The sequence below is a fragment of the Pontibacter sp. YIM B11418 genome (assembly GCF_059278805.1).
On record NZ_JCAEMH010000003.1, the window covers coordinates 114852 to 132018 of the forward strand.

The window sequence follows — 17167 nt, forward strand, 5'->3', positions numbered from 1 at the left end:
ATTGAACTATAGCACCCCTAATTATTATTGTACTGATACAGCCTACTCACTTGAAAACATACATGAAGCAATATAGAGACAATTATTGCCAAATCAGCTACGACTCTAACTCCAATCAGGTATACCTAAAATGGTTGCTTCCACCAGATGAACAGGCGCTCCTGTGCAGCTACGAAAAGGGTCTTGACATGGCCATTTCAAATCAGGCTGCGAGTTGGGTGACAGATAACAGCATTGGATTTCAGGTAAATATATCGATGCAGCACGCCCTGGCCCAACTGGCTGCCAACCGGTTAAAGCAAACTTCGCTGAAGCGGTTTGCACGCGTTACGCCCATCGATGTATTTCAGGAAATTGTCACGCATAAAATTTGTAATCAGATCAACGACCTGAGCACAAAACGCATTGAATTCGAGGTTTTTCATGACGCGAAGGATGCCCAGGTCTGGGGTACGCTGGCAAGTCATTTATCTTATAATTGAATTTCTGTAACTGAAGCAGACTACAGCAGAACATATGGCACTGGGACCTAAACTACTCGAAAAGCTTGACAAACTGTATGCGCCCGACAGCAAACTTGACCAGCACTACAATGGCAAGGACCTCACGTTCATCACTAATGAAAATGGCGAAGCTGTTACCTTATTCATCGGTAAGCGTTTGGAAGATGGTGCGATCTCTGGGGAGCGCTATGTTCGTAAAATTGTGCGCGACAACAAAACCGGCAAGGTAGTGCGCAGCCACTGGGACCTGAAGGGAAAAGTCACCAGAAGTAACTGACACTATAGTTCCTGCATGTCAAAATCTTTGCCGCGGCCATACCTGATCAGATCGTTCAGCATAAACACGTCCAGCGTATGCAGATCTTTCACCAGAAAGCTGCCTTCTTCGGGCATATCCAGCACCTGAAACTCAAAGCGCTCACCGTAATTCTCCATCACATACTTTTTCCCTTTCCTCAGGTTGTCAAACGATATGGCCATGCTGTGTATTCTTCTTGAATATTTTCGGCAAGTATAGGCAGGTTTCAGTTCAGTTCTTACCAGATAGGCTATCTTTGCCGAAAAATAATTTTAGGTGTTAGAGATCATATACGAGGACGAAAGCTATGTAGCAGTGAACAAACCAAATGGTTTGCTGGTGCACCGCACGCGCATTGCAGAAGAGAAAAAAGAGTTCGCCCTCCAAATGCTGCGCGACCAGCTAGGCTATCAGGTATACGCAGCTCACCGGCTCGATCGCGGCACATCAGGCGTGTTGCTCTTTGCTAAAAACCCGGAAGCAGTTACACCGATAGTAAAGGCCTTTGAAGAAAAGCAGGTAGACAAGGCATACTACGCCATCGTACGCGGCTATACTCCTGAAAAGGATATGATCGACAGTCCCATCCGCCCTGATAAAGACCACAAGCACAAGGCGCCGCAGGATGCCGTGACCCGCTACGAGCGCTTGGCAAAAGTAGAGCTGCCTATACCTGTCGGACGCTACAGCACAGCCCGCTACTCGCTGGTGAAAGTGGAGCCCGAAACGGGGCGCATGCACCAGATCCGGAAGCATTTTGCGCACATCAGGCATTACATTGTGGGCGATAAGCGACATGGCGACTGGCGGCACAACCAGATGTTCCGGGAACAATTCGAGTCACCGATCATGCTGTTGCACTCAGCCTCGCTGGCATTTGCCCATCCTTTCCAGGATAGTATTATTGAAATAAAAGCGCCTCTCCCACAACACTTTGAACGCTTGAGTCTGCAGTTCGGCTGGAAGGAGGCTTTGCTAAAAGAAGGGTTTGCACACGTACAAGCTACTGATTCAGGTATGGCGTAGCATCTGGTTTACCATTTCGAGTTGTAGTTGGGCTACAGAGGCATTGCGGGAATCCGCGTTCAGGGCGGTGAGTAAATAGGCCATGCGGGACAGGCGCCAATCCTGCACCACTTCTCCATTTCGTGACCGGTAGACGACTTTAAAATTCTCCTGGAGCGGTACATGCATACAATTACACACCTCGGTGGCGCGCTTTACCGCCTCACTCAGTTCCTGTAGGCTGTTGCAGCCTTGGTGCTCGAGCAGGTCGCTGGCGTAGCAGGTCAGGTTACTATCGGCCAAGCTGTCTACAAAGCTATCGATCGGGCTATGGATACTGAAATGGTCGATGGTCATTAACATGGCATTTGGCTTAAAATTCTACTTCGCTTTTTATACGCTGGCTGTCTTACGCTGATGCAGATCCCTGAGTCGCTCCATCAGGCCCCGCTCCTCTTCCGAGAGATGTACAGGCAGCTGCACTTCTATCTTTACGTACAAATCGCCGTGCTGGTCTGCTTTGCCGTACACTGGCATCCCTTTTCCGCGCAGGCGCAGGGTCTTGCCATTTTGTGTGCCGGCTGGTATTTTAAGCTTCAGCTTGCCGGTCAGTGTATTTACGTGCTCCTCCCCTCCCAGTATGGCGGTATACATGTCGAGGTTCAGTTTCGTGTGCAGATCGTCGCCCTGCCGTTCAAAGTCCGGTAAAGACTGCACCTGCACCCGTATATACAGATCTCCGGCCGTACCACCCGCCCCCGCCGGACCACCTTTGCCTTTGATCTTGAGCACCTGGCCATCCGACACGCCAGGCTTCGTGGTAATCCGCAGCTGCTGACTGTTGACAGTTAATAAACGGGAGGTCCCACTGTAAGCTTCCTGCAACGTGATGAGCATCTCGGCTTCGTAGTCCTGGCCTTTGGGTGCGCGCCTGCCTGCCCGGAAGCCACCACCCTGTTGCGAGAAACCTCCTCCGAAGAATTGCTCGAAGAAGTCAGAAAAGCCGCTTCCTCCTCCAAACATATCGCCCATATCGCCTTCGTAGTAAGTGCCTCCTGCGCCGGGCCTGCCCTGGTACTGGCCGCCCTGCTGCTGGAATTGTCGCCAGTTGGCACCTAGTTCGTCGTACTGCTTTCGCTTCTGTTCGTCTCCCAATACTTCGTAAGCCTCACTGACGTCCTTGAACTTCTCTTCGGCCGCTTTGTCGCCTTTGGTCTTGTCCGGATGATACTTTTTGGCTAAAGCACGGTAGGCCTTTTTGATATCGGCTTGGGAGGCAGATTTCTCAATGCCCAGAATCTTATAATAGTCCTTGTAGTCCATGCTTGTATAGGTATAAAGGTCAGTTACAGGTATAAAACGCAATCCTGCACCGGGGGTTAACAGGTATAAAACAAAAAGCACCGCCCCGGAGGACAGTGCTTTTGAGGCTTGAGGAAAGCCTGGACTTTAGATGGTGTCAGTCACGACAAGTAGCGCGTAGATCACACCCGGAATCCAGAAGAGGAGCGTCAGGATGAGGCTGATCCAGAACTGAGTGCCTATACCTACGTGCAGGAACACAGCCAGTGGAGGAAGCAGTACAGCCAGAATAATTTTGATGATACTCAAATCACCGCCACGGTCTTGCTTCAGCGCTTCGCGAATCTCTCTCTTAAATTCTTTTTTCTCAGCTTTTGTCATACTGGCAAGGCGCTCCTTCGCCATGGCTACTGCCTCAGCTTCTGTCACCGTCACCTTTTCAGCAGTAACAGGGGCGATCGGGGCAACTTTTGGAGCAGGCGCAACAGGAGCGGCAGGTTTAGCAGCACTCGCTTCCAGCACAGGTTCGGCTACTGCTTTTTCTGTAGCTTTTTCTTCAGCTGCAGCCATAGCGACTTCACTCAGAGAAATCTCAGGGGCTACCTCCTGCTTTGGCGCAGGCTTTTTCATGTCGTTATAAGGCGCCTGCTTATGGCCGGCAAATTCATAGTATTTGGCTGAGCTACAGGCAAACATCAGTTGCGCGGCTACAAGAACAAATACCAGGTTAAGTAAATTTCTGATCTTCATAGTTTTAGATTTTAATTTATTAAAAATAAAAAGAGTGATCCCTGTTTGGGTATTAGCTAATGAAAGAGATAGTGCTAAAGTTATATGCAAAACTCTTCATATATAACATTAGTACTGTATTACAACATATTTTGTTCTCTAAATAGTATGCTTCGAAAACAAAGCACCGTTTCGGTTAACCAGTTCCTGAAGCGTACGGGCCAACAGCATCTGTAATTCCTGCCAGCGAGCACCGCCTTGCTGCGGGAATTTCTGGTTTACTTCGAGTTCGATGCCTACATACTCATTGGCTGTGAATTTACGCCGCAGGTATGTCGGAAAGCCATCAGCTATACCTAGGTATGGGTAGTTGAAGCGGACCAGCAGGTCTTTGTCTGCTTTGTTGAGGGCGGCTTTCCATTCTTTGCTGAAAGTCTGTTCGTACTTGCGTTTCGGGTCATAGAGCAGTCCAATGTCAGCCTGGCGCTCCTCTCCGTTCAGCACCGGTGTAAAGGTATGCACAGCCACATGCAGCACGCCCCTTCCCGCCGATACAAAATCCGATACCATTTGCTCTACCTGCTCCCGGTAGGGTTTGTAGTGTTTTTCAAGCAGCCGCTCCTTTTCAGCAGGCGGCAGTACCTGGGTATAAGTTGAGAAAAGCTTGGCATGATGGAGGGAACGGTTCAGTTCCACCAGCAGCCGGCTGGTTTCAGCATAGAAACCAACATCAGCAATGGGTCTCAGGGTATTGTACAGTTCCAGTGCACCGATGTCGGAGCCCTGGTGTGTTTCCAGTATTTCCTCGTGCCTCTGAAAGAGTGGTGCATAGGCAGCTGGAATCAGATTTCCTCCGTGTTCACAAGTCAGTAGTAATCTCAGCATGGCTTTTCAGGTATAAAAACGCTGCCTTGTTCCAGGCAACGTGCAAGGCTCAGGTATACCCGCCGGATATCTTGCTCACCGGGGTTTTCGCCCATTGCCTCTACGATGCGCTTGGAAAGGCAGCCGCGCGACAAAATCACATTAAGGGCATAGGCCACACAGGGCTGTTCTTCAAGGTTGAGCGTTTCGGCTACAATGTGCTTCCACAGTTCGCCTACCGTGCAGTTGTCTTTACAGTCGAAGCCAAAGCAATCGATAAAGTCACGGTCGTTGATGACAACCTCCTGTCCTTTGCGTACCACCTGCAGGAAGAGGTCCGACAACCGGTCTTCATCCCACTGTTTTAGTTTCTCTATGCCCACCCAACGCTCGGCTACCAAAGCTTGTATGGCAGCCACCACAGCTTGCAGCACGGCCAGATCAGCGACCGGACTCTCCTGAATGTCGATGATGCGGATCTCGATGGCACTGCGGTCGAAGCGGGCGATGGCTCCGCGCGAGTTCAGGAATTCTTCCTGCAGCACGTTATCCGGATCGAAAGGCGCTACGGCCTCATACATCCTGTTCAGGATCTGCTCCTCATAATCTTTTTGGGTGAACACAGCCTCGGGCACTACCTTGCCGGCAATATTCGGAATCTTGCTCTGGTTTTGGCGGTATACCTCCAGGCGAGTGTCCAGCATGCCAGAGACTTTACCGTCTAGCACAGGTGAGGAGGCGGCCAGGGCAGGTATAAGCGGCAGCACCATCCGGATGGCAGCGTGCAGTTTGCCAAACTCTTCGTCACTACCAAACGGTAGGTTCAGGTGTGTGCTTTGCAAATTGGCCCAGCCGTGTCCGCGACAGTCAAAAATTCTATTGTAGGCTTCGTACACCGCATTGTGCTCGTGCGGCCAGAGTTTGGTTTCCTTAAAAGGGTCCATGAGCGGGTGGGCACCTGTGGGCAGCAGCATGGCGTTGTGCTTTTCGAGCAGCTGGTTGATCTTCCGGACATGCTCCTGAAAATCATTTTCCAGTCCTTCTAGGGTATGGGCGGGCGACTGTGTTTTCAGTTCCACTACGTGCAGAACCAGTTCATTGGACCAGGCCATTTTGCCAAACTCCACATCCGACACATAGGCACCTACCTCATCATAGATCAGCTGGTCGGTGATGGGCCGTACCTGCAGGGTGTCCCGGTCCACGATCATGTATTCCATCTCCACACCATAGCCTTCAAACAGGCGCAGTGTCGCGGGTTTAGTACTCATCTGTTCTAACGTTCTTGTAGTCATCTATGCGTTTCTTTATGGATTTAAGGATAGCGGTATAAAGCTCTTTTTTGAGTATCTGATCTTCGCAACCGGCGTCGATGCTAGGGTTATCATTCACTTCAATCACATAGGCTTTTCCGTCAATCTCCTTTATATCCACTCCATACAGCCCGTTGCCGATCAGGTTCGCCGCCTTAATGGCCGTGTGCAGCACTGCGAAGGGCACCTCCTCAAACGGTACCGTTTCGTGTTCACCTTCGGTATCGTTCTTTTTTCCACTCCAGTTATAGATCTGCCAGTGTCCCTTGGCCATGAAGTACTTGCAGGCATAAAGCGGCTGCTTGTCCATAATACCAATGCGCCAATCAAAATCCGTTGGTGTAAATTCCTGCCCGATGATCAGCTCAGAATCTACCAGCATTTCGTCCAGTTCCCGCTGCAGTCCTTCGCTGTCTTTGGCCTTCACAACACCCTGCGAAAAAGAGCTGTCTGGTTTCTTGAGCACGCAAGGTATACCCAACTCCTGCTCCACCAGATCGCGGTTGTCTTTGTGGATGATCATCGTTTTAGGTATAGGCACTTTGGCTTTGGTGAGCAATTCGGCCAGGTATACCTTGTTGGTGCAGCGTAGGATTGAGATCGGATCATCGATCACCACCAGCCCGTCGGCATACGCTTTACGGGCGAATTTGTAAGTATGGTGGTTCACCGAAGTAGTCTCGCGGATAAAGAGTGCATCAAACTCAGCCAATCTGCGGTAGTCGTCTTTCGTGATCATCTCAACATAGAAGCCCATGCTCTCACCAGCCTCTACAAAATGCTGCAAAGCTTTCTTATTGGACGGCGGTTCCTTTTCATCCGGATCAACCAGTATGGCCAGGTCGTATATTTTGTTGCGCCCGATTTTAGCGCCAGAAAAGCGGTGCCTCGCAAAATAGGACTTCGCAAAACGCAGCAGGTAGCGCCAGTGATGCTCCGGGACGTCGTTGATAGGTATAGCCGAAATACTTTGTAGCACCCATTCATCTTTATAGACGAACTGCGCCCGCAGGAGCGGCGCCTGGAACAGGTCGTGCAATTGCTTGCAGAGCTTCTCGTACTTTTGCGCCACATTCTGCCCGAAGTAAATGCTCAGGGTAAAAGACTTGGACCGCAGACTACCCAGCGTTTTATGGATCAGGTCGTTGAGCTCCACGGTAATGGCCCGCACAATGGTCGGGCTTTTGAGGTCCTGCATGGTGGCCACGCTAGGTATAGGCTTGTGTCCTCTGGCCTCGGCTAACAAGGACACGTAATAACCGGCACTCTGGTATTTGTAAGAGCGGCACAGGTTAAAAATTCGGGCATTCTTTATGTCCGTATAGGCGGTATCTGTCAGGTAGGTTTGCACATCCACCACTTCCACGTCTTCAATCGCCACATCCCAGTCTTTGGGATAATCCACTACAACTATTTTTCGCATGGTTTATTCGTCGATGGGTTCAGAGTCCACTGGCTTGATAGCCAGCAGGTTAGCATCAAAAGTAGCCATGCCCAGCATGATAGAGTTGAGCAGGCGCGATGCTTTCACCTCGTAGTAATTGTTTTGAAAAAAAGGATTCTCCTGATAAGGATCTGCTACCACAATCTGTCTCTGATCATCGGCAAAGCCACACAGCACCACAAAATGCCCCATCGGGTAGCCGCGCACATCGTCGTAAATGGAGTTGCCGGCTTCATCGCTCGTTTCCCGGGAACTTTGGTACAGGTAAGTGGCACTGAGTCCTGTGAGCAGCGGAATACCTTTTTCAAAATACTCCCGCAGCAGCCCTTTGGTCAGGTCAGTGCAGCGCAGCTCACCGCCCCTTTGCAGAAAATCAATGTAAGCCAGGGTAGCCCGTTTAAATTTGCCGCCTTTTTTAAAGGCCAGTTGCTCCTCCAGTCTCACGATGATCTCCTCATTGGTGAGCAGAAACCAGGTAGGATCAAAAATATGCAGGTTGTAGGTATAGATGCGGGCCTTATAGCCCCGCTTGAGGGCATGGCAGGCCAGCAATACCTCCAGTGTGCCGCCTTCGTCCAGGTATGGCACTTCTTTGATGACCTCGCTCAGCGAGATGGGGTCTTTGAAATAACGATACACCGCATGCAAACTGGTAGGTCCGCAAGTGGAGTCATCAGGTTGCGTATGGATCTTGATCGGAATCACAGGCAGCTATTTTGTGTTGCACTTAATATCAGTGTGCCTGTTATACGCGGACTATGAAAGAAGTTATCTGTATTTTAGAAAGAAGAAGTAACAGTATGCCGCAGAATCAGTGCCATTTCTCCACTCAATAAATCAGGTTTAAATTGGGGAATATAAGTCGAAAACGTATCTTGTCTTTTACATAACGCTTATTTAGTATGAACTGGGCCTATCGGATTACAAAACGTGATAAAGTGGCATTTGCGCTGGGTTCAGTGTTTGCTATCATTATTCTGGCGAACTGGTTTGCCAGCTACAGCATTGGACGGGTGAGTAACCAGTTCAGCGAGGTATACCACGACCGGCTGGTGCCTTCACTGGTTATTTCGGATGTGATGGAACGCTACTACCAAAACCGCCTCACCCTGGAGGATCATATTCTTTCAGGCTCTGCCTCAGAACATGACAGTCTGCACCAGCTTGTGGTGGCAAATACAGTAGAGATCGACGCGCTGATCGATCAGTTTGAAAAAACATACCTGATCGAGCGGGAAAGTGCCGGGTTGGCTACTTACAAAAAGGAGTTTGGAAAGCTTGTGGCTGTACAGGACCGTATCCTGAAACTAAGCAGTGAAGGGGAAAAAGCACAGGCGGAACACCTATACCGGACAGAAGGGCATCAGGCATTTTTGCACCTGCTGGAGCCACTGCACGAACTGATCAAATTGCAGGGGGAAGTGGGAAAGGAATTGTACCAGTCTGCTGACCGTCAGGTGAAAACGCTGAAAGTGCTCTCATACCTGGTCATCGGTATGTCGGTGTTCATCGCGCTGTTGGTCGGCACGCTCCTGCAGGCTACCCGGAAACTGAACAACATCAAGCCGCAGAATTATCATCTGAACTGAGGAAGTTTGAGAGTTAAAGAGTTTAGGAGTTTAAGAAAATAGGGCTTAGTCCATACTAAAAACATCAAAGGCTTGCATAGTAGCAGGCCTTTGATGTTTTCAAGGTATAAGAAATTGAATAAGCAGAGCACTAGCCTTCCAAAAGTTTTTCTAATTCATCATTCCTCAACACTCGAACTCTTCAACTCTTAAACTTATTTCACCAGCTCGCTCAACGCCTGCTCTGCCCTTTCGAATTGGAAGCCGCCGATGGCCTGTTCCATCAACACGGCAATTTCCCCATTGCAAAGATTGCCGATACTGCCTTCGTGGGTATGGGTGACAGTTTCGGGAACGGTGAAGGTGCCTGCTTCAATTTGTTCGCCCACTACTTTATAGGCATCCCGGAACGGCATTCCCGCCAGCACCTCTGCATTGACTGCATCTACACTGAATGCATACTTATACTTCTCTTCCTCCATGATCTGATCGCGTACCTGCAGTTGCGGCAACATAAAAGTCATCATCTGCAGGCAGTTTTTCAGCTCGGTGATAGCCGGGAAAAGCGATTCTTTGAGCAATTGCAGCTCCCGGTGGTAGCCGGACGGCAGATTAACAAGCAGCATCGAGATTTCGGTTGGCAGCGCCTGCATCCTGTTGCATTTGCCGCGCATGATCTCAAACACATCCGGATTCTTCTTGTGCGGCATGATGCTGGAGCCGGTTGTGAGGTTGTCTGGCAGGCTCACAAAAGCAAGGTTCTGGCTCATGTACAGGCACATATCCATGGACATCCGCGCCAGCGTAGCCGCCACCGAAGCCATGGCCGTGCTCACCACACGCTCCGTTTTACCGCGGCCCATCTGTGCATACACCACATTGTAATTCAGGGTGCCAAAGCCGAGCAAGTCCGTCGTTAGCTGGCGTTTGAGCGGGAATGAAGAGCCGTAGCCAGCCGCAGAGCCCAGCGGGTTTTTATCGGTAATTTTATAAGCCGCTTGCAGCAGCAGCACGTCATCTACCAGACTTTCGGCATAGGCGCCAAACCACAGTCCAAAGGACGAAGGCATTGCTACCTGCAGGTGGGTGTAGCCGGGTAGCAGTTTGTCTTTGTGACGCTCGCTTTGCTCCTGCAGCACATCAAACAAGGCTTTTACTTCCAGTACAAGTTGCTGCAGTTCGTAGCGCAGGTATAGCTTCAGGTCCACCAGCACCTGGTCGTTACGTGAGCGGCCGCTGTGAATTTTCTTACCGGCTTCACCCAACTTACGCGTCAGCTCCAACTCTACCTGCGAGTGGATGTCTTCCACGCCTGACTCAATCTCAAAATCTCCCGCCACGATGCGATGATAAATGGCTTTCATCTCATGCTGTAAAGCTTCCAGATCGTCCTTCTCCAGCAAACCCACCTGCTCCAGCATACGTGTATGCGCCAGAGAGCCCAATACATCGAAAGCGGCCAACTGCATGTCAAATTCCGGATCGCGACCCACCGTAAATTGTTCGATCTCCTTTTTAACGTCGGTGTTCTTTTGCCAGAGTTTCATATTTTGATTGAGTGAGTTAGTGATTGAGTGAATGAGTGATTTTTTTCTGTCATTTCGAACTTAGTGAGAAATCTGATAGGTCTACTTGCCAAACTTTATCAGATTTCTCATTGCATTCGAAATGACAGGTAGCAGGTTCGATTCCCGCCCTGTTACTACTTTACTACCTTTTCGAGGATATCAATATAGAGCGCTATACCTTGCTCTATCTCGCGCAGGTAAATAAATTCGTCTGCCATGTGCGATCGGGCGGAGTCACCGGGTCCGAGTTTGAGCGAAGGTATAGAGAGCAGCGCCTGATCGGATGTCGTCGGAGAGCCATAAGTGCTACGGCCGAGCGCTATACCTGCTTTTACCAGGGGATGCTGCAAAGGTATAGAGGAGGGCTTGAGTCGCATGGAACGTGGCGTTACTTCTGCTTTTACGTTTTGGCGAATCACCTCCAACACTTCGTCCATGGAGTAGGCATCGGTCAGGCGCACGTCTACTGTAAATTGACATTGATCGGGCACTACGTTGTGCTGCGTGCCTGCCTGTATTATGGTCACCGACATCTTTACCGGGCCCAGGTGCTCGGAAACTTCCGGGAAACGGAAATTCTGGAACCACATGATATCCGGCAGCGACTCATAAATCGCATTCAATCCTTCTTCGCGGGCCGCATGCCCGGATCGGCCTTTAGCAACACAGTCAAGCACCAGCAAGCCTTTCTCAGCTACTGCCAGTTGCATAAGCGTTGGTTCACCCACAATAGCTGCCTCTAATTCGCCTAGTTCAGGTAAGATCAACTCCAGCCCATTTTTACCTGAAATTTCTTCTTCAGCCGTAGCTGCAAAAACCAGGTTATACCTGAGTCCGGTCTGCTCATAAAAGTAAAGAAAAGTTGCGAGCAGCGACACCAGGCAACCTCCTGCATCATTACTTCCCAGTCCATAGAGTTTACCATCTGCTACTGTAGCGGCAAAGGGGTCGCGGGTATAGCCGGTGTTGGGTTTGACAGTATCATGGTGCGAGTTGAGCAACAGCGTGGGCAGCAACGGGTCATAATGCCTGTTAAACGCCCAAACATTGTTCAGTTTGCGCTCTATTTTCACCCCTTTACTCTCCAGAAAACCAGCCAACAGATCAGCTGTTTTGTCTTCCTGCTTGCTAAAGGAAGGTATAGCGATGAGTTGCTTTAGCAGTTCCAGCGCCTCCAGGTATAAGTTTTCCTTATGCATGACTGAGCGTGATGGTAGTGCCTGAAAATTGACCGGAATTAGCCAGAGAAGGCAGCCCCTCCGCTTCCCCGATCAGCACAGCGCTCACGCCCTGCCGTAGTGCCGCAAATGCATTGTCCAGCTTGGGGATCATCCCATCCTTCACGACTCCATCTGCTTTCAGGACGCTATACCTGTGCTGATCAATATGCGGTATAACAGCATCATCATCTTCCGCATCTGCTAACACGCCTTTCTTTTCGAAACAGTACACCAGCTGTACCTGGTAATGTGGTGCCAGTGCGGTCGCTAAAACCGATGCAATAGTGTCGGCATTGGTATTGAGCAGGTTGCCATTTCCATCATGAGTGAGCGGAGCAAAAACGGGGGTAAGTCCGGCATCGAGCAGCGCACGTATGGCGGTGGCATTAATGGTTTCGGGACCAGCAATATCACCGGCAAAACCATAATCGACCGTTGTGACCGGGCGTTTAGTGGCAGGTATAGCATTGGCATCAGCGCCGGTCATCCCGATGGCATTGCAACCGAGCGCCTGTAGTTGTGCCACCACATTTTTGTTGATGAGTCCGGCGTATACCATCGTCACAAGGCGCAGTGTTTCAGCGTCGGTCAGGCGGCGACCTTCTACATAAGCTGGCTGTATACCTAACTGCAGACCAATGGTAGAGGCTATTTTGCCGCCGCCATGCACCAGCAGTTTCGGACCAGGCAGTTGTGCGAAATCCTCCAAAAACCGCTGCAAGCGTTCCGGGTTGTCTAAAATATTGCCGCCTATTTTAACGATGTACATGTTTTTTAATGAGTGAATGAGTGCGTTAGTGAATGAGCAATTCAGTTATTCTCTAGCATTCGCTTCAACACGGCCTGCGCAGCATATAGTCGGTTATTCGCTTGTTCGATAACCAGTGAGTTTGGCCCGTCCAGCACCTCGTGGCTCAGTTCCAGACCGCGGCGCACCGGGAGGCAGTGCATAACTTTGGCGTTGTTGGTCAGGGCCAGCTTTTCGTTAGTGATCATCCAGCCCTCACCGTCTGTCAGCACTTTGCCATATTGCTCGTAGCTCGACCAGTTCTTTACATACACAAAGTCAGCATCCTGCAAAGCCTCGTCCTGGTTGTGCAGTACCTGCGCACCTATCGTAAACTCTTCTGCCAAGTCGTAGCCTTCCGGGTTGGTGATAACGAGCTCCACATCCGCCTGCTGCATCCACTCAGCAAATGAATTGGCCACGCAATGCGGGATCGGTTTGATATGCGGTGCCCAGCTCAACACGACTTTTGGTCGCTTACCTGCAGCCGCCTGCTCTTTGATTGTTACAAGATCAGCCAAGCTTTGGAGCGGATGGCGTGTCGCTGATTCCAGGCTTACAATTGGAACGCCGGTCAGCGCAATGAATTTGTTCAGAAGGTCTTCGCTATAATCTTCTTCTCTGTCCTGCAGTTTCGGGAAAGAGCGGATGCCGATGATGTCGCAGTATTGTCCCATCACGGCAGCAGCCTCACGGATGTGCTCCACGGTGGTGCCGTCCATGATCACGCCATCGCGGGTTTCCAGTGCCCAGCCTTCTTTGTCAAGGTTCATCACCATCACGTTCATACCCAGGTTCATACCTGCTTTTTGTGTGCTCAGACGGGTACGCAGACTAGGGTTCATGAAGATCAGGCCAAGGGTTTTATCCTGCCCGAGCGATTTATGCGCGTAAGGGTTGTTTTTTAGTTCGAGTGCTTCGTTCACCAGAGCGGCTACGTCCTGCACATCGTGTACGGAAGTGAATTGCTTCATCAGGCAGTTACTTTTTTGGTAAGAATGGATGAAAAGGCTTTCAAAAACTGATCTATTTCCACTTTGCTGATTGTGAGAGCGGGTAATAGACGTAATGTGTTTTTGTTGGAAGAACTTCCCGTAAAGATACCATACTGGTTCAGTAGTTCTTTGCGGATGGCTGCGCAGGGTTCGTGGAGTTCTATACCTATCATCAAACCCTGTCCGCGTACTTCTTTTATACCTGGCATTCCTTCGAGCTGCTCTCTCAGGTAGTGCCCCATGATGGTGGCGTTTTCCAGCAGATTCTCTTTCTCTATAACCTCCAATACAGCCAGCGACGCAGCGCAGGCCAAGTAGTTGCCTCCAAAGGTTGTACCCAGCATACCATGACGTGCTTCTATTTCCGGACTGATCAGCACACCACCTACCGGGAAGCCGTTGCCCATACCTTTGGCAACCGTAATCAGATCTGGCTGTATGCCTGCATGCTGGTGCGCAAAGAATTTACCGGAGCGACCATAACCTGACTGCACTTCATCTAATATCAATAATGCACCAACTTTTTTACAGCCACCTTCCAGTGCTTTCAGGAAATCAACTGTCGGTATGTTTACCCCTCCTACACCCTGTATACCTTCTACGATGACAGCGGCTAATTCCTGTCCATGCTCCAGCAGCGCCTCTTCAAAAGAGGTTACGTCGTTAAACGGCAGGAAAATAATGTTATCGGTCTGGTTGATGGGCGCCACAATGCTCGGGTCGTCAGTGGCAGCGACAGCAGCTGAAGTACGGCCATGGAAAGAGGCCTTAAAGGAAATGACCTTTTTACGACCCGTCTGGAAAGAAGCCAGTTTCAGGGCGTTCTCGTTGGCCTCGGCGCCGGAGTTGCACAGGAAAAAGTTGTAGGCTTCATAGCCACTGAGTTTGCCCAGCTTTTCGGCCAGTTCCAGTTGCATCGGCATTTGCACGGCGTTGGAATAGAAGCCGATGTCGTATAGCTGACGCGCGATGCGCTTCACGTAGTGTGGGTGAGAGTGACCGATCGAGATAACGGCGTGGCCGCCGTAGAGGTCGAGGTATTTTCTGCCTTCCTTGTCCCAAACAGACAGACCGGCTGCTCTTACAGGTTCGATATCGAAGAGCGGGTATACATCAAAGAGGTTCATGGCTATGGAATTAGATGTAAGAGGTTAGAAAATAGGTATAGAACAGAGTTCTTGGGTATGTGAGCATTGTGGAATTGCTGGTTGTTGATTGTAATTTGTCTGAATTATGGCGCGAGCGTCCTCGCTCGTGACTTGCTATCGTGGGGCCTCCGGCCCCTTGTGCTAAACTGAGAAAACATACAACTGGGCCAGAGGCCCCTCTATACTAAACACGAGCGAGGAAGCTCGCGCTATAAAACTTTTAAAACGCTGCAGCTTTCATCTTTAAGCCTGTCGTTTCGTCCAAACCAAAAACCAGGTTCATGTTCTGGACTGCCTGTCCGGCAGCCCCTTTCAGTAAGTTGTCGATCAGGCTGGTGATCACGAGCATGTTGCCAAGCTTCTGCAAGTATAGCACGCACTTGTTTGTGTTCACCACCTGCTTCAGGTCCGGGTTTTGATCGGTCACCAGGGTAAAAGGGTGTCCTTTGTAATAGTCCTTGTACATGGCTTGGGCCTCTTCCAACGAAAGGTCCGACTGCAGGTATGCGGTAATAAAGATTCCGCGCGCAAATGGACCGCGGTAAGGTATAAAGTGAATGTCCGGCTGACCTTCAGACTGCAGGCTTTTCAGACTGTGCTTGATCTCGCGCAGGTGCTGGTGCTCCATCACTTTGTAGGTCGAAACGTTCTCAGTGCGCCAGCTGAAATGCGAAGTCGCGCTCAGGCTTTGGCCGGCCCCTGTAGAACCCGTGATACCACTTACATGCACATCGGTATTCAACAGATTTTGCTTGGCCAGCGGCAGCAAAGCCAACTGTATACCTGTAGCGAAGCAACCCGGGTTGGCAATGTGCTCCGCCTGCTGTATCTGCTCTCGTTGCAACTCCGGCAAGCCGTACACAAAGCTACGGCCATCGGCATTTACGTTGGCAGTAGCCGTACTTTCATTCCAGCGGAAATCCTGGCTCAGGTCAATGATCTTTGTCTCAGCCGATACTTCGTTTTCTGCCAGAAATTTGGCCGCCTCCCCATGTCCGGCGCATAGAAAAAGGACATCCACAGGTATAGCTGCATCAGCTGAAAACAGTATTTCAGTTTCTCCCAGCAGATCAGGGTGCGTGGCATAGACAGGTTTACCTGCCTGGCTGCGGCTCTGTACAAAAGCCAGTTCTACATTTGGGTGAAGCAGTAGTAAACGCAGCAGCTCACCACCGGCATATCCTGCTCCGCCTACTATACCTGCTTTTATACTTGTTGCCATTATAGTTCGGTATTGTTGATCTTGTGATACATCATGGCCTGGTTGCCGAAAATCTTCGAGAAGCCTTTCACATCCTCACCCGACCAGGCATTGTTCATTTCACCGTAGCTGCCAAACTTCGACGACATCAAATCATGCTCCGACTCGATACCCTCTACCTGGAAACGGTAAGGCGCCAGCAGCACGTGTACCTTGCCGGTCACATTCTCCTGCGTCTCCTGCAGGAAGGTCTCGATGTTGCGCATGGTTGGGTCGATGAACTGTCCTTCGTGCAGCCAGTTGCCGTACCAGGTTGCCAGTTGGTCTTTCCAATAAAGTTGCCATTTGGTAAGCACGTGTTTCTCCAAAGTATGGTGCGCCTTGATGATCACCATCGGGGCAGCTGCCTCAAAGCCAACGCGGCCCTTGATGCCGATGATCGTATCGCCCACGTGGATGTCACGGCCAATGGCAAACGGACCCGCTATACCTTGCAAGGCCTGAATAGCCTGTACCGGACTATCGTATACCTGGTCGTTTATACCTGTCAGTTCACCTTTTACAAAGTGCAATGTTACGCGCTCTGGTTGCTCTTTGGTTAGTTGCGTTGGGTAGGCTGATTCCGGCAGCGGCTGATGCGAGGTCAATGTTTCTTTGCCACCCACAGAGGTACCCCAGATGCCCTTGTTGATCGAATACTGCGCTTTTACGAAGTCGTATTCCACACCGTGCTGCTTCAGGTATTCAATTTCTTCTTCACGCGACAGTTTCATGTCACGGATCGGCGTGATGATCTCGATATCCGGAATCATCACATGGAAGATCATGTCAAAGCGCACCTGATCGTTACCAGCTCCGGTGCTTCCGTGGGCCACATAGTCAGCACCCAGGGCTTTAGCGTGGCGCGCGATGGCCATGGCCTGCGTCACGCGCTCGGCACTCACTGACAAGGGATAGGTGTTGTTCTTCAGCACGTTTCCGAATATCAGGTATTTGATGCAGCTCTGGTAGTAGTATTCTGTTTCGTCCAGATTGGTGTGCTGCGTCACGCCCAGGTCGTAGGCACGCTGCTCGGTCTGCTGCAGTTCCTCTGCTGAGAATCCGCCGGTGTTTACAAGCACAGAGTGCACTTCCAGTCCCTTTTCTTCTTTCAGGTACTTTACACAGTAAGAGGTATCCAGGCCGCCGCTGAAGGCTAAAACAACTTTCTTCTTCATAATAT

Annotated in this window: 19 protein-coding genes; 4 read left to right on the top strand and 15 right to left on the bottom strand. The window is 50.4% G+C overall.

All coding sequences use genetic code 11. The annotated features are described in order from the left end of the window. The first annotated feature begins 62 nt into the window (after nt 1-62). Complete coding sequence (locus AC4QZR_RS08200) at nt 63-482, top strand: hypothetical protein (protein ID WP_494480473.1); 420 nt, start codon at nt 63-65, stop codon at nt 480-482. Nucleotides 483-516: 34 nt separating this feature from the next. After that, nucleotides 517-780: a hypothetical protein gene (locus AC4QZR_RS08205; protein ID WP_494480474.1), complete on the top strand. Its 264-nt coding sequence runs from the start codon at nt 517-519 to the stop codon at nt 778-780. Nucleotides 781-782: 2 nt separating this feature from the next. On the opposite strand, the gene AC4QZR_RS08210 is transcribed toward AC4QZR_RS08205, so the two are convergent. After that, nucleotides 783-983 (bottom strand): hypothetical protein, encoded by a 201-nt coding sequence (locus AC4QZR_RS08210; RefSeq protein ID WP_494480475.1) that lies wholly within the window; start codon nt 981-983, stop codon nt 783-785. 94 nt (nt 984-1077) lie between these two features. On the opposite strand from AC4QZR_RS08210, the gene AC4QZR_RS08215 reads away from it, so the two are divergent. Then, nucleotides 1078-1827: a pseudouridine synthase gene (locus AC4QZR_RS08215; protein WP_494480476.1), complete on the top strand. Its 750-nt coding sequence runs from the start codon at nt 1078-1080 to the stop codon at nt 1825-1827. Here AC4QZR_RS08215 and AC4QZR_RS08220 read toward each other — a convergent pair. The 7 genes from AC4QZR_RS08220 to AC4QZR_RS08250 form a co-directional block, all read right to left on the bottom strand. Next, a complete protein-coding gene (locus tag AC4QZR_RS08220; RefSeq protein ID WP_494480477.1) occupies nt 1813-2169 on the bottom strand; it encodes a hypothetical protein in 357 nt (118 codons plus the stop codon). The genes AC4QZR_RS08215 and AC4QZR_RS08220 overlap by 15 nt on opposite strands. Nucleotides 2170-2199: 30 nt before the next feature. Further along, the gene (locus AC4QZR_RS08225) at nt 2200-3129 is read right to left on the bottom strand and encodes a DnaJ C-terminal domain-containing protein (protein WP_494480478.1); all 930 of its coding nucleotides are present in this window, start codon (nt 3127-3129) and stop codon (nt 2200-2202) included. Between the two features lie 126 nt (nt 3130-3255). Beyond that, nucleotides 3256-3858 carry a YqaE/Pmp3 family membrane protein gene (locus AC4QZR_RS08230; protein WP_494480479.1) on the bottom strand — a complete coding sequence of 201 codons (603 nt, stop codon included), beginning with the start codon at nt 3856-3858 and terminating at the stop codon, nt 3256-3258. A gap of 138 nt (nt 3859-3996) precedes the next feature. Further along, entirely contained in the window at nt 3997-4722 is a 726-nt protein-coding gene (locus AC4QZR_RS08235) for an N-formylglutamate amidohydrolase (RefSeq protein WP_494480480.1), read from the bottom strand. Next, nucleotides 4716-5972, bottom strand: a complete 1257-nt coding sequence (locus AC4QZR_RS08240; protein ID WP_494480481.1) for a carboxylate-amine ligase — start codon at nt 5970-5972, stop codon at nt 4716-4718. Before AC4QZR_RS08240 ends, AC4QZR_RS08235 begins: the two co-directional genes overlap by 7 nt. Next, complete coding sequence (locus AC4QZR_RS08245; RefSeq protein WP_494480482.1) at nt 5962-7437, bottom strand: RimK family ATP-grasp domain-containing protein; 1476 nt, start codon at nt 7435-7437, stop codon at nt 5962-5964. Before AC4QZR_RS08245 ends, AC4QZR_RS08240 begins: the two co-directional genes overlap by 11 nt. Before the next feature lie 3 nt (nt 7438-7440). Continuing rightward, on the bottom strand, nt 7441-8163 hold the full coding sequence (locus tag AC4QZR_RS08250; protein WP_253405747.1) for a C39 family peptidase: 723 nt from the start codon (nt 8161-8163) through the stop codon (nt 7441-7443). Between the two features lie 197 nt (nt 8164-8360). Here AC4QZR_RS08250 and AC4QZR_RS08255 point away from each other — a divergent pair, with 197 nt between their 5' ends. Then, nucleotides 8361-9047, top strand: a complete 687-nt coding sequence (locus AC4QZR_RS08255; RefSeq protein WP_494480483.1) for an MCP four helix bundle domain-containing protein — start codon at nt 8361-8363, stop codon at nt 9045-9047. A 194-nt stretch (nt 9048-9241) separates the two neighbouring features. Here the strand turns inward: AC4QZR_RS08255 and argH are convergent, their stop codons facing one another. The 7 genes from argH to AC4QZR_RS08290 form a co-directional block, all read right to left on the bottom strand. Next, nucleotides 9242-10573, bottom strand: coding sequence for an argininosuccinate lyase (argH, locus tag AC4QZR_RS08260; RefSeq protein WP_494480484.1), 1332 nt, complete (start codon nt 10571-10573; stop codon nt 9242-9244). A gap of 155 nt (nt 10574-10728) precedes the next feature. Continuing rightward, entirely contained in the window at nt 10729-11793 is a 1065-nt protein-coding gene (locus tag AC4QZR_RS08265; protein ID WP_494480485.1) for a M20 family metallo-hydrolase, read from the bottom strand. Further along, nucleotides 11786-12583 (bottom strand): acetylglutamate kinase, encoded by a 798-nt coding sequence (gene argB, locus AC4QZR_RS08270; protein ID WP_494480486.1) that lies wholly within the window; start codon nt 12581-12583, stop codon nt 11786-11788. Before argB ends, AC4QZR_RS08265 begins: the two co-directional genes overlap by 8 nt. 41 nt (nt 12584-12624) lie before the next feature. Next, the gene (locus tag AC4QZR_RS08275) at nt 12625-13575 is read right to left on the bottom strand and encodes a Rossmann-fold NAD(P)-binding domain-containing protein (RefSeq protein ID WP_494480487.1); all 951 of its coding nucleotides are present in this window, start codon (nt 13573-13575) and stop codon (nt 12625-12627) included. Further along, entirely contained in the window at nt 13575-14723 is a 1149-nt protein-coding gene (locus tag AC4QZR_RS08280; protein WP_494480488.1) for an aspartate aminotransferase family protein, read from the bottom strand. The genes AC4QZR_RS08275 and AC4QZR_RS08280 overlap by 1 nt, the downstream gene beginning before the upstream one ends. Before the next feature lie 241 nt (nt 14724-14964). After that, nucleotides 14965-15966: an N-acetyl-gamma-glutamyl-phosphate reductase gene (argC, locus tag AC4QZR_RS08285; RefSeq protein ID WP_494480489.1), complete on the bottom strand. Its 1002-nt coding sequence runs from the start codon at nt 15964-15966 to the stop codon at nt 14965-14967. Continuing rightward, nucleotides 15966-17162 (bottom strand): argininosuccinate synthase, encoded by a 1197-nt coding sequence (locus AC4QZR_RS08290; protein WP_494480490.1) that lies wholly within the window; start codon nt 17160-17162, stop codon nt 15966-15968. The genes argC and AC4QZR_RS08290 overlap by 1 nt, the downstream gene beginning before the upstream one ends. Between the last annotated feature and the right edge of the window lie 5 nt (nt 17163-17167).

Excerpts from the sequence above, each read along its gene's own strand:
- AC4QZR_RS08200 (WP_494480473.1), top strand. The coding sequence starts at position 63 with ATGAAGCAATATAGAGACAATTATTGCCAAATCAGCTACGACTCTAAC.
- AC4QZR_RS08205 (WP_494480474.1), top strand. The coding sequence starts at position 517 with ATGGCACTGGGACCTAAACTACTCGAAAAGCTTGACAAACTGTATGCG.
- AC4QZR_RS08210 (WP_494480475.1), bottom strand. The coding sequence starts at position 983 with ATGGCCATATCGTTTGACAACCTGAGGAAAGGGAAAAAGTATGTGATG.
- AC4QZR_RS08220 (WP_494480477.1), bottom strand. The coding sequence starts at position 2,169 with ATGTTAATGACCATCGACCATTTCAGTATCCATAGCCCGATCGATAGC.
- AC4QZR_RS08225 (WP_494480478.1), bottom strand. The coding sequence starts at position 3,129 with ATGGACTACAAGGACTATTATAAGATTCTGGGCATTGAGAAATCTGCC.
- AC4QZR_RS08230 (WP_494480479.1), bottom strand. The coding sequence starts at position 3,858 with ATGAAGATCAGAAATTTACTTAACCTGGTATTTGTTCTTGTAGCCGCG.
- AC4QZR_RS08235 (WP_494480480.1), bottom strand. The coding sequence starts at position 4,722 with ATGCTGAGATTACTACTGACTTGTGAACACGGAGGAAATCTGATTCCA.
- AC4QZR_RS08240 (WP_494480481.1), bottom strand. The coding sequence starts at position 5,972 with ATGAGTACTAAACCCGCGACACTGCGCCTGTTTGAAGGCTATGGTGTG.
- AC4QZR_RS08245 (WP_494480482.1), bottom strand. The coding sequence starts at position 7,437 with ATGCGAAAAATAGTTGTAGTGGATTATCCCAAAGACTGGGATGTGGCG.
- AC4QZR_RS08255 (WP_494480483.1), top strand. The coding sequence starts at position 8,361 with ATGAACTGGGCCTATCGGATTACAAAACGTGATAAAGTGGCATTTGCG.
- argH (WP_494480484.1), bottom strand. The coding sequence starts at position 10,573 with ATGAAACTCTGGCAAAAGAACACCGACGTTAAAAAGGAGATCGAACAA.
- AC4QZR_RS08265 (WP_494480485.1), bottom strand. The coding sequence starts at position 11,793 with ATGCATAAGGAAAACTTATACCTGGAGGCGCTGGAACTGCTAAAGCAA.
- argB (WP_494480486.1), bottom strand. The coding sequence starts at position 12,583 with ATGTACATCGTTAAAATAGGCGGCAATATTTTAGACAACCCGGAACGC.
- AC4QZR_RS08275 (WP_494480487.1), bottom strand. The coding sequence starts at position 13,575 with ATGAAGCAATTCACTTCCGTACACGATGTGCAGGACGTAGCCGCTCTG.
- AC4QZR_RS08280 (WP_494480488.1), bottom strand. The coding sequence starts at position 14,723 with ATGAACCTCTTTGATGTATACCCGCTCTTCGATATCGAACCTGTAAGA.
- argC (WP_494480489.1), bottom strand. The coding sequence starts at position 15,966 with ATGGCAACAAGTATAAAAGCAGGTATAGTAGGCGGAGCAGGATATGCC.
- AC4QZR_RS08290 (WP_494480490.1), bottom strand. The coding sequence starts at position 17,162 with ATGAAGAAGAAAGTTGTTTTAGCCTTCAGCGGCGGCCTGGATACCTCT.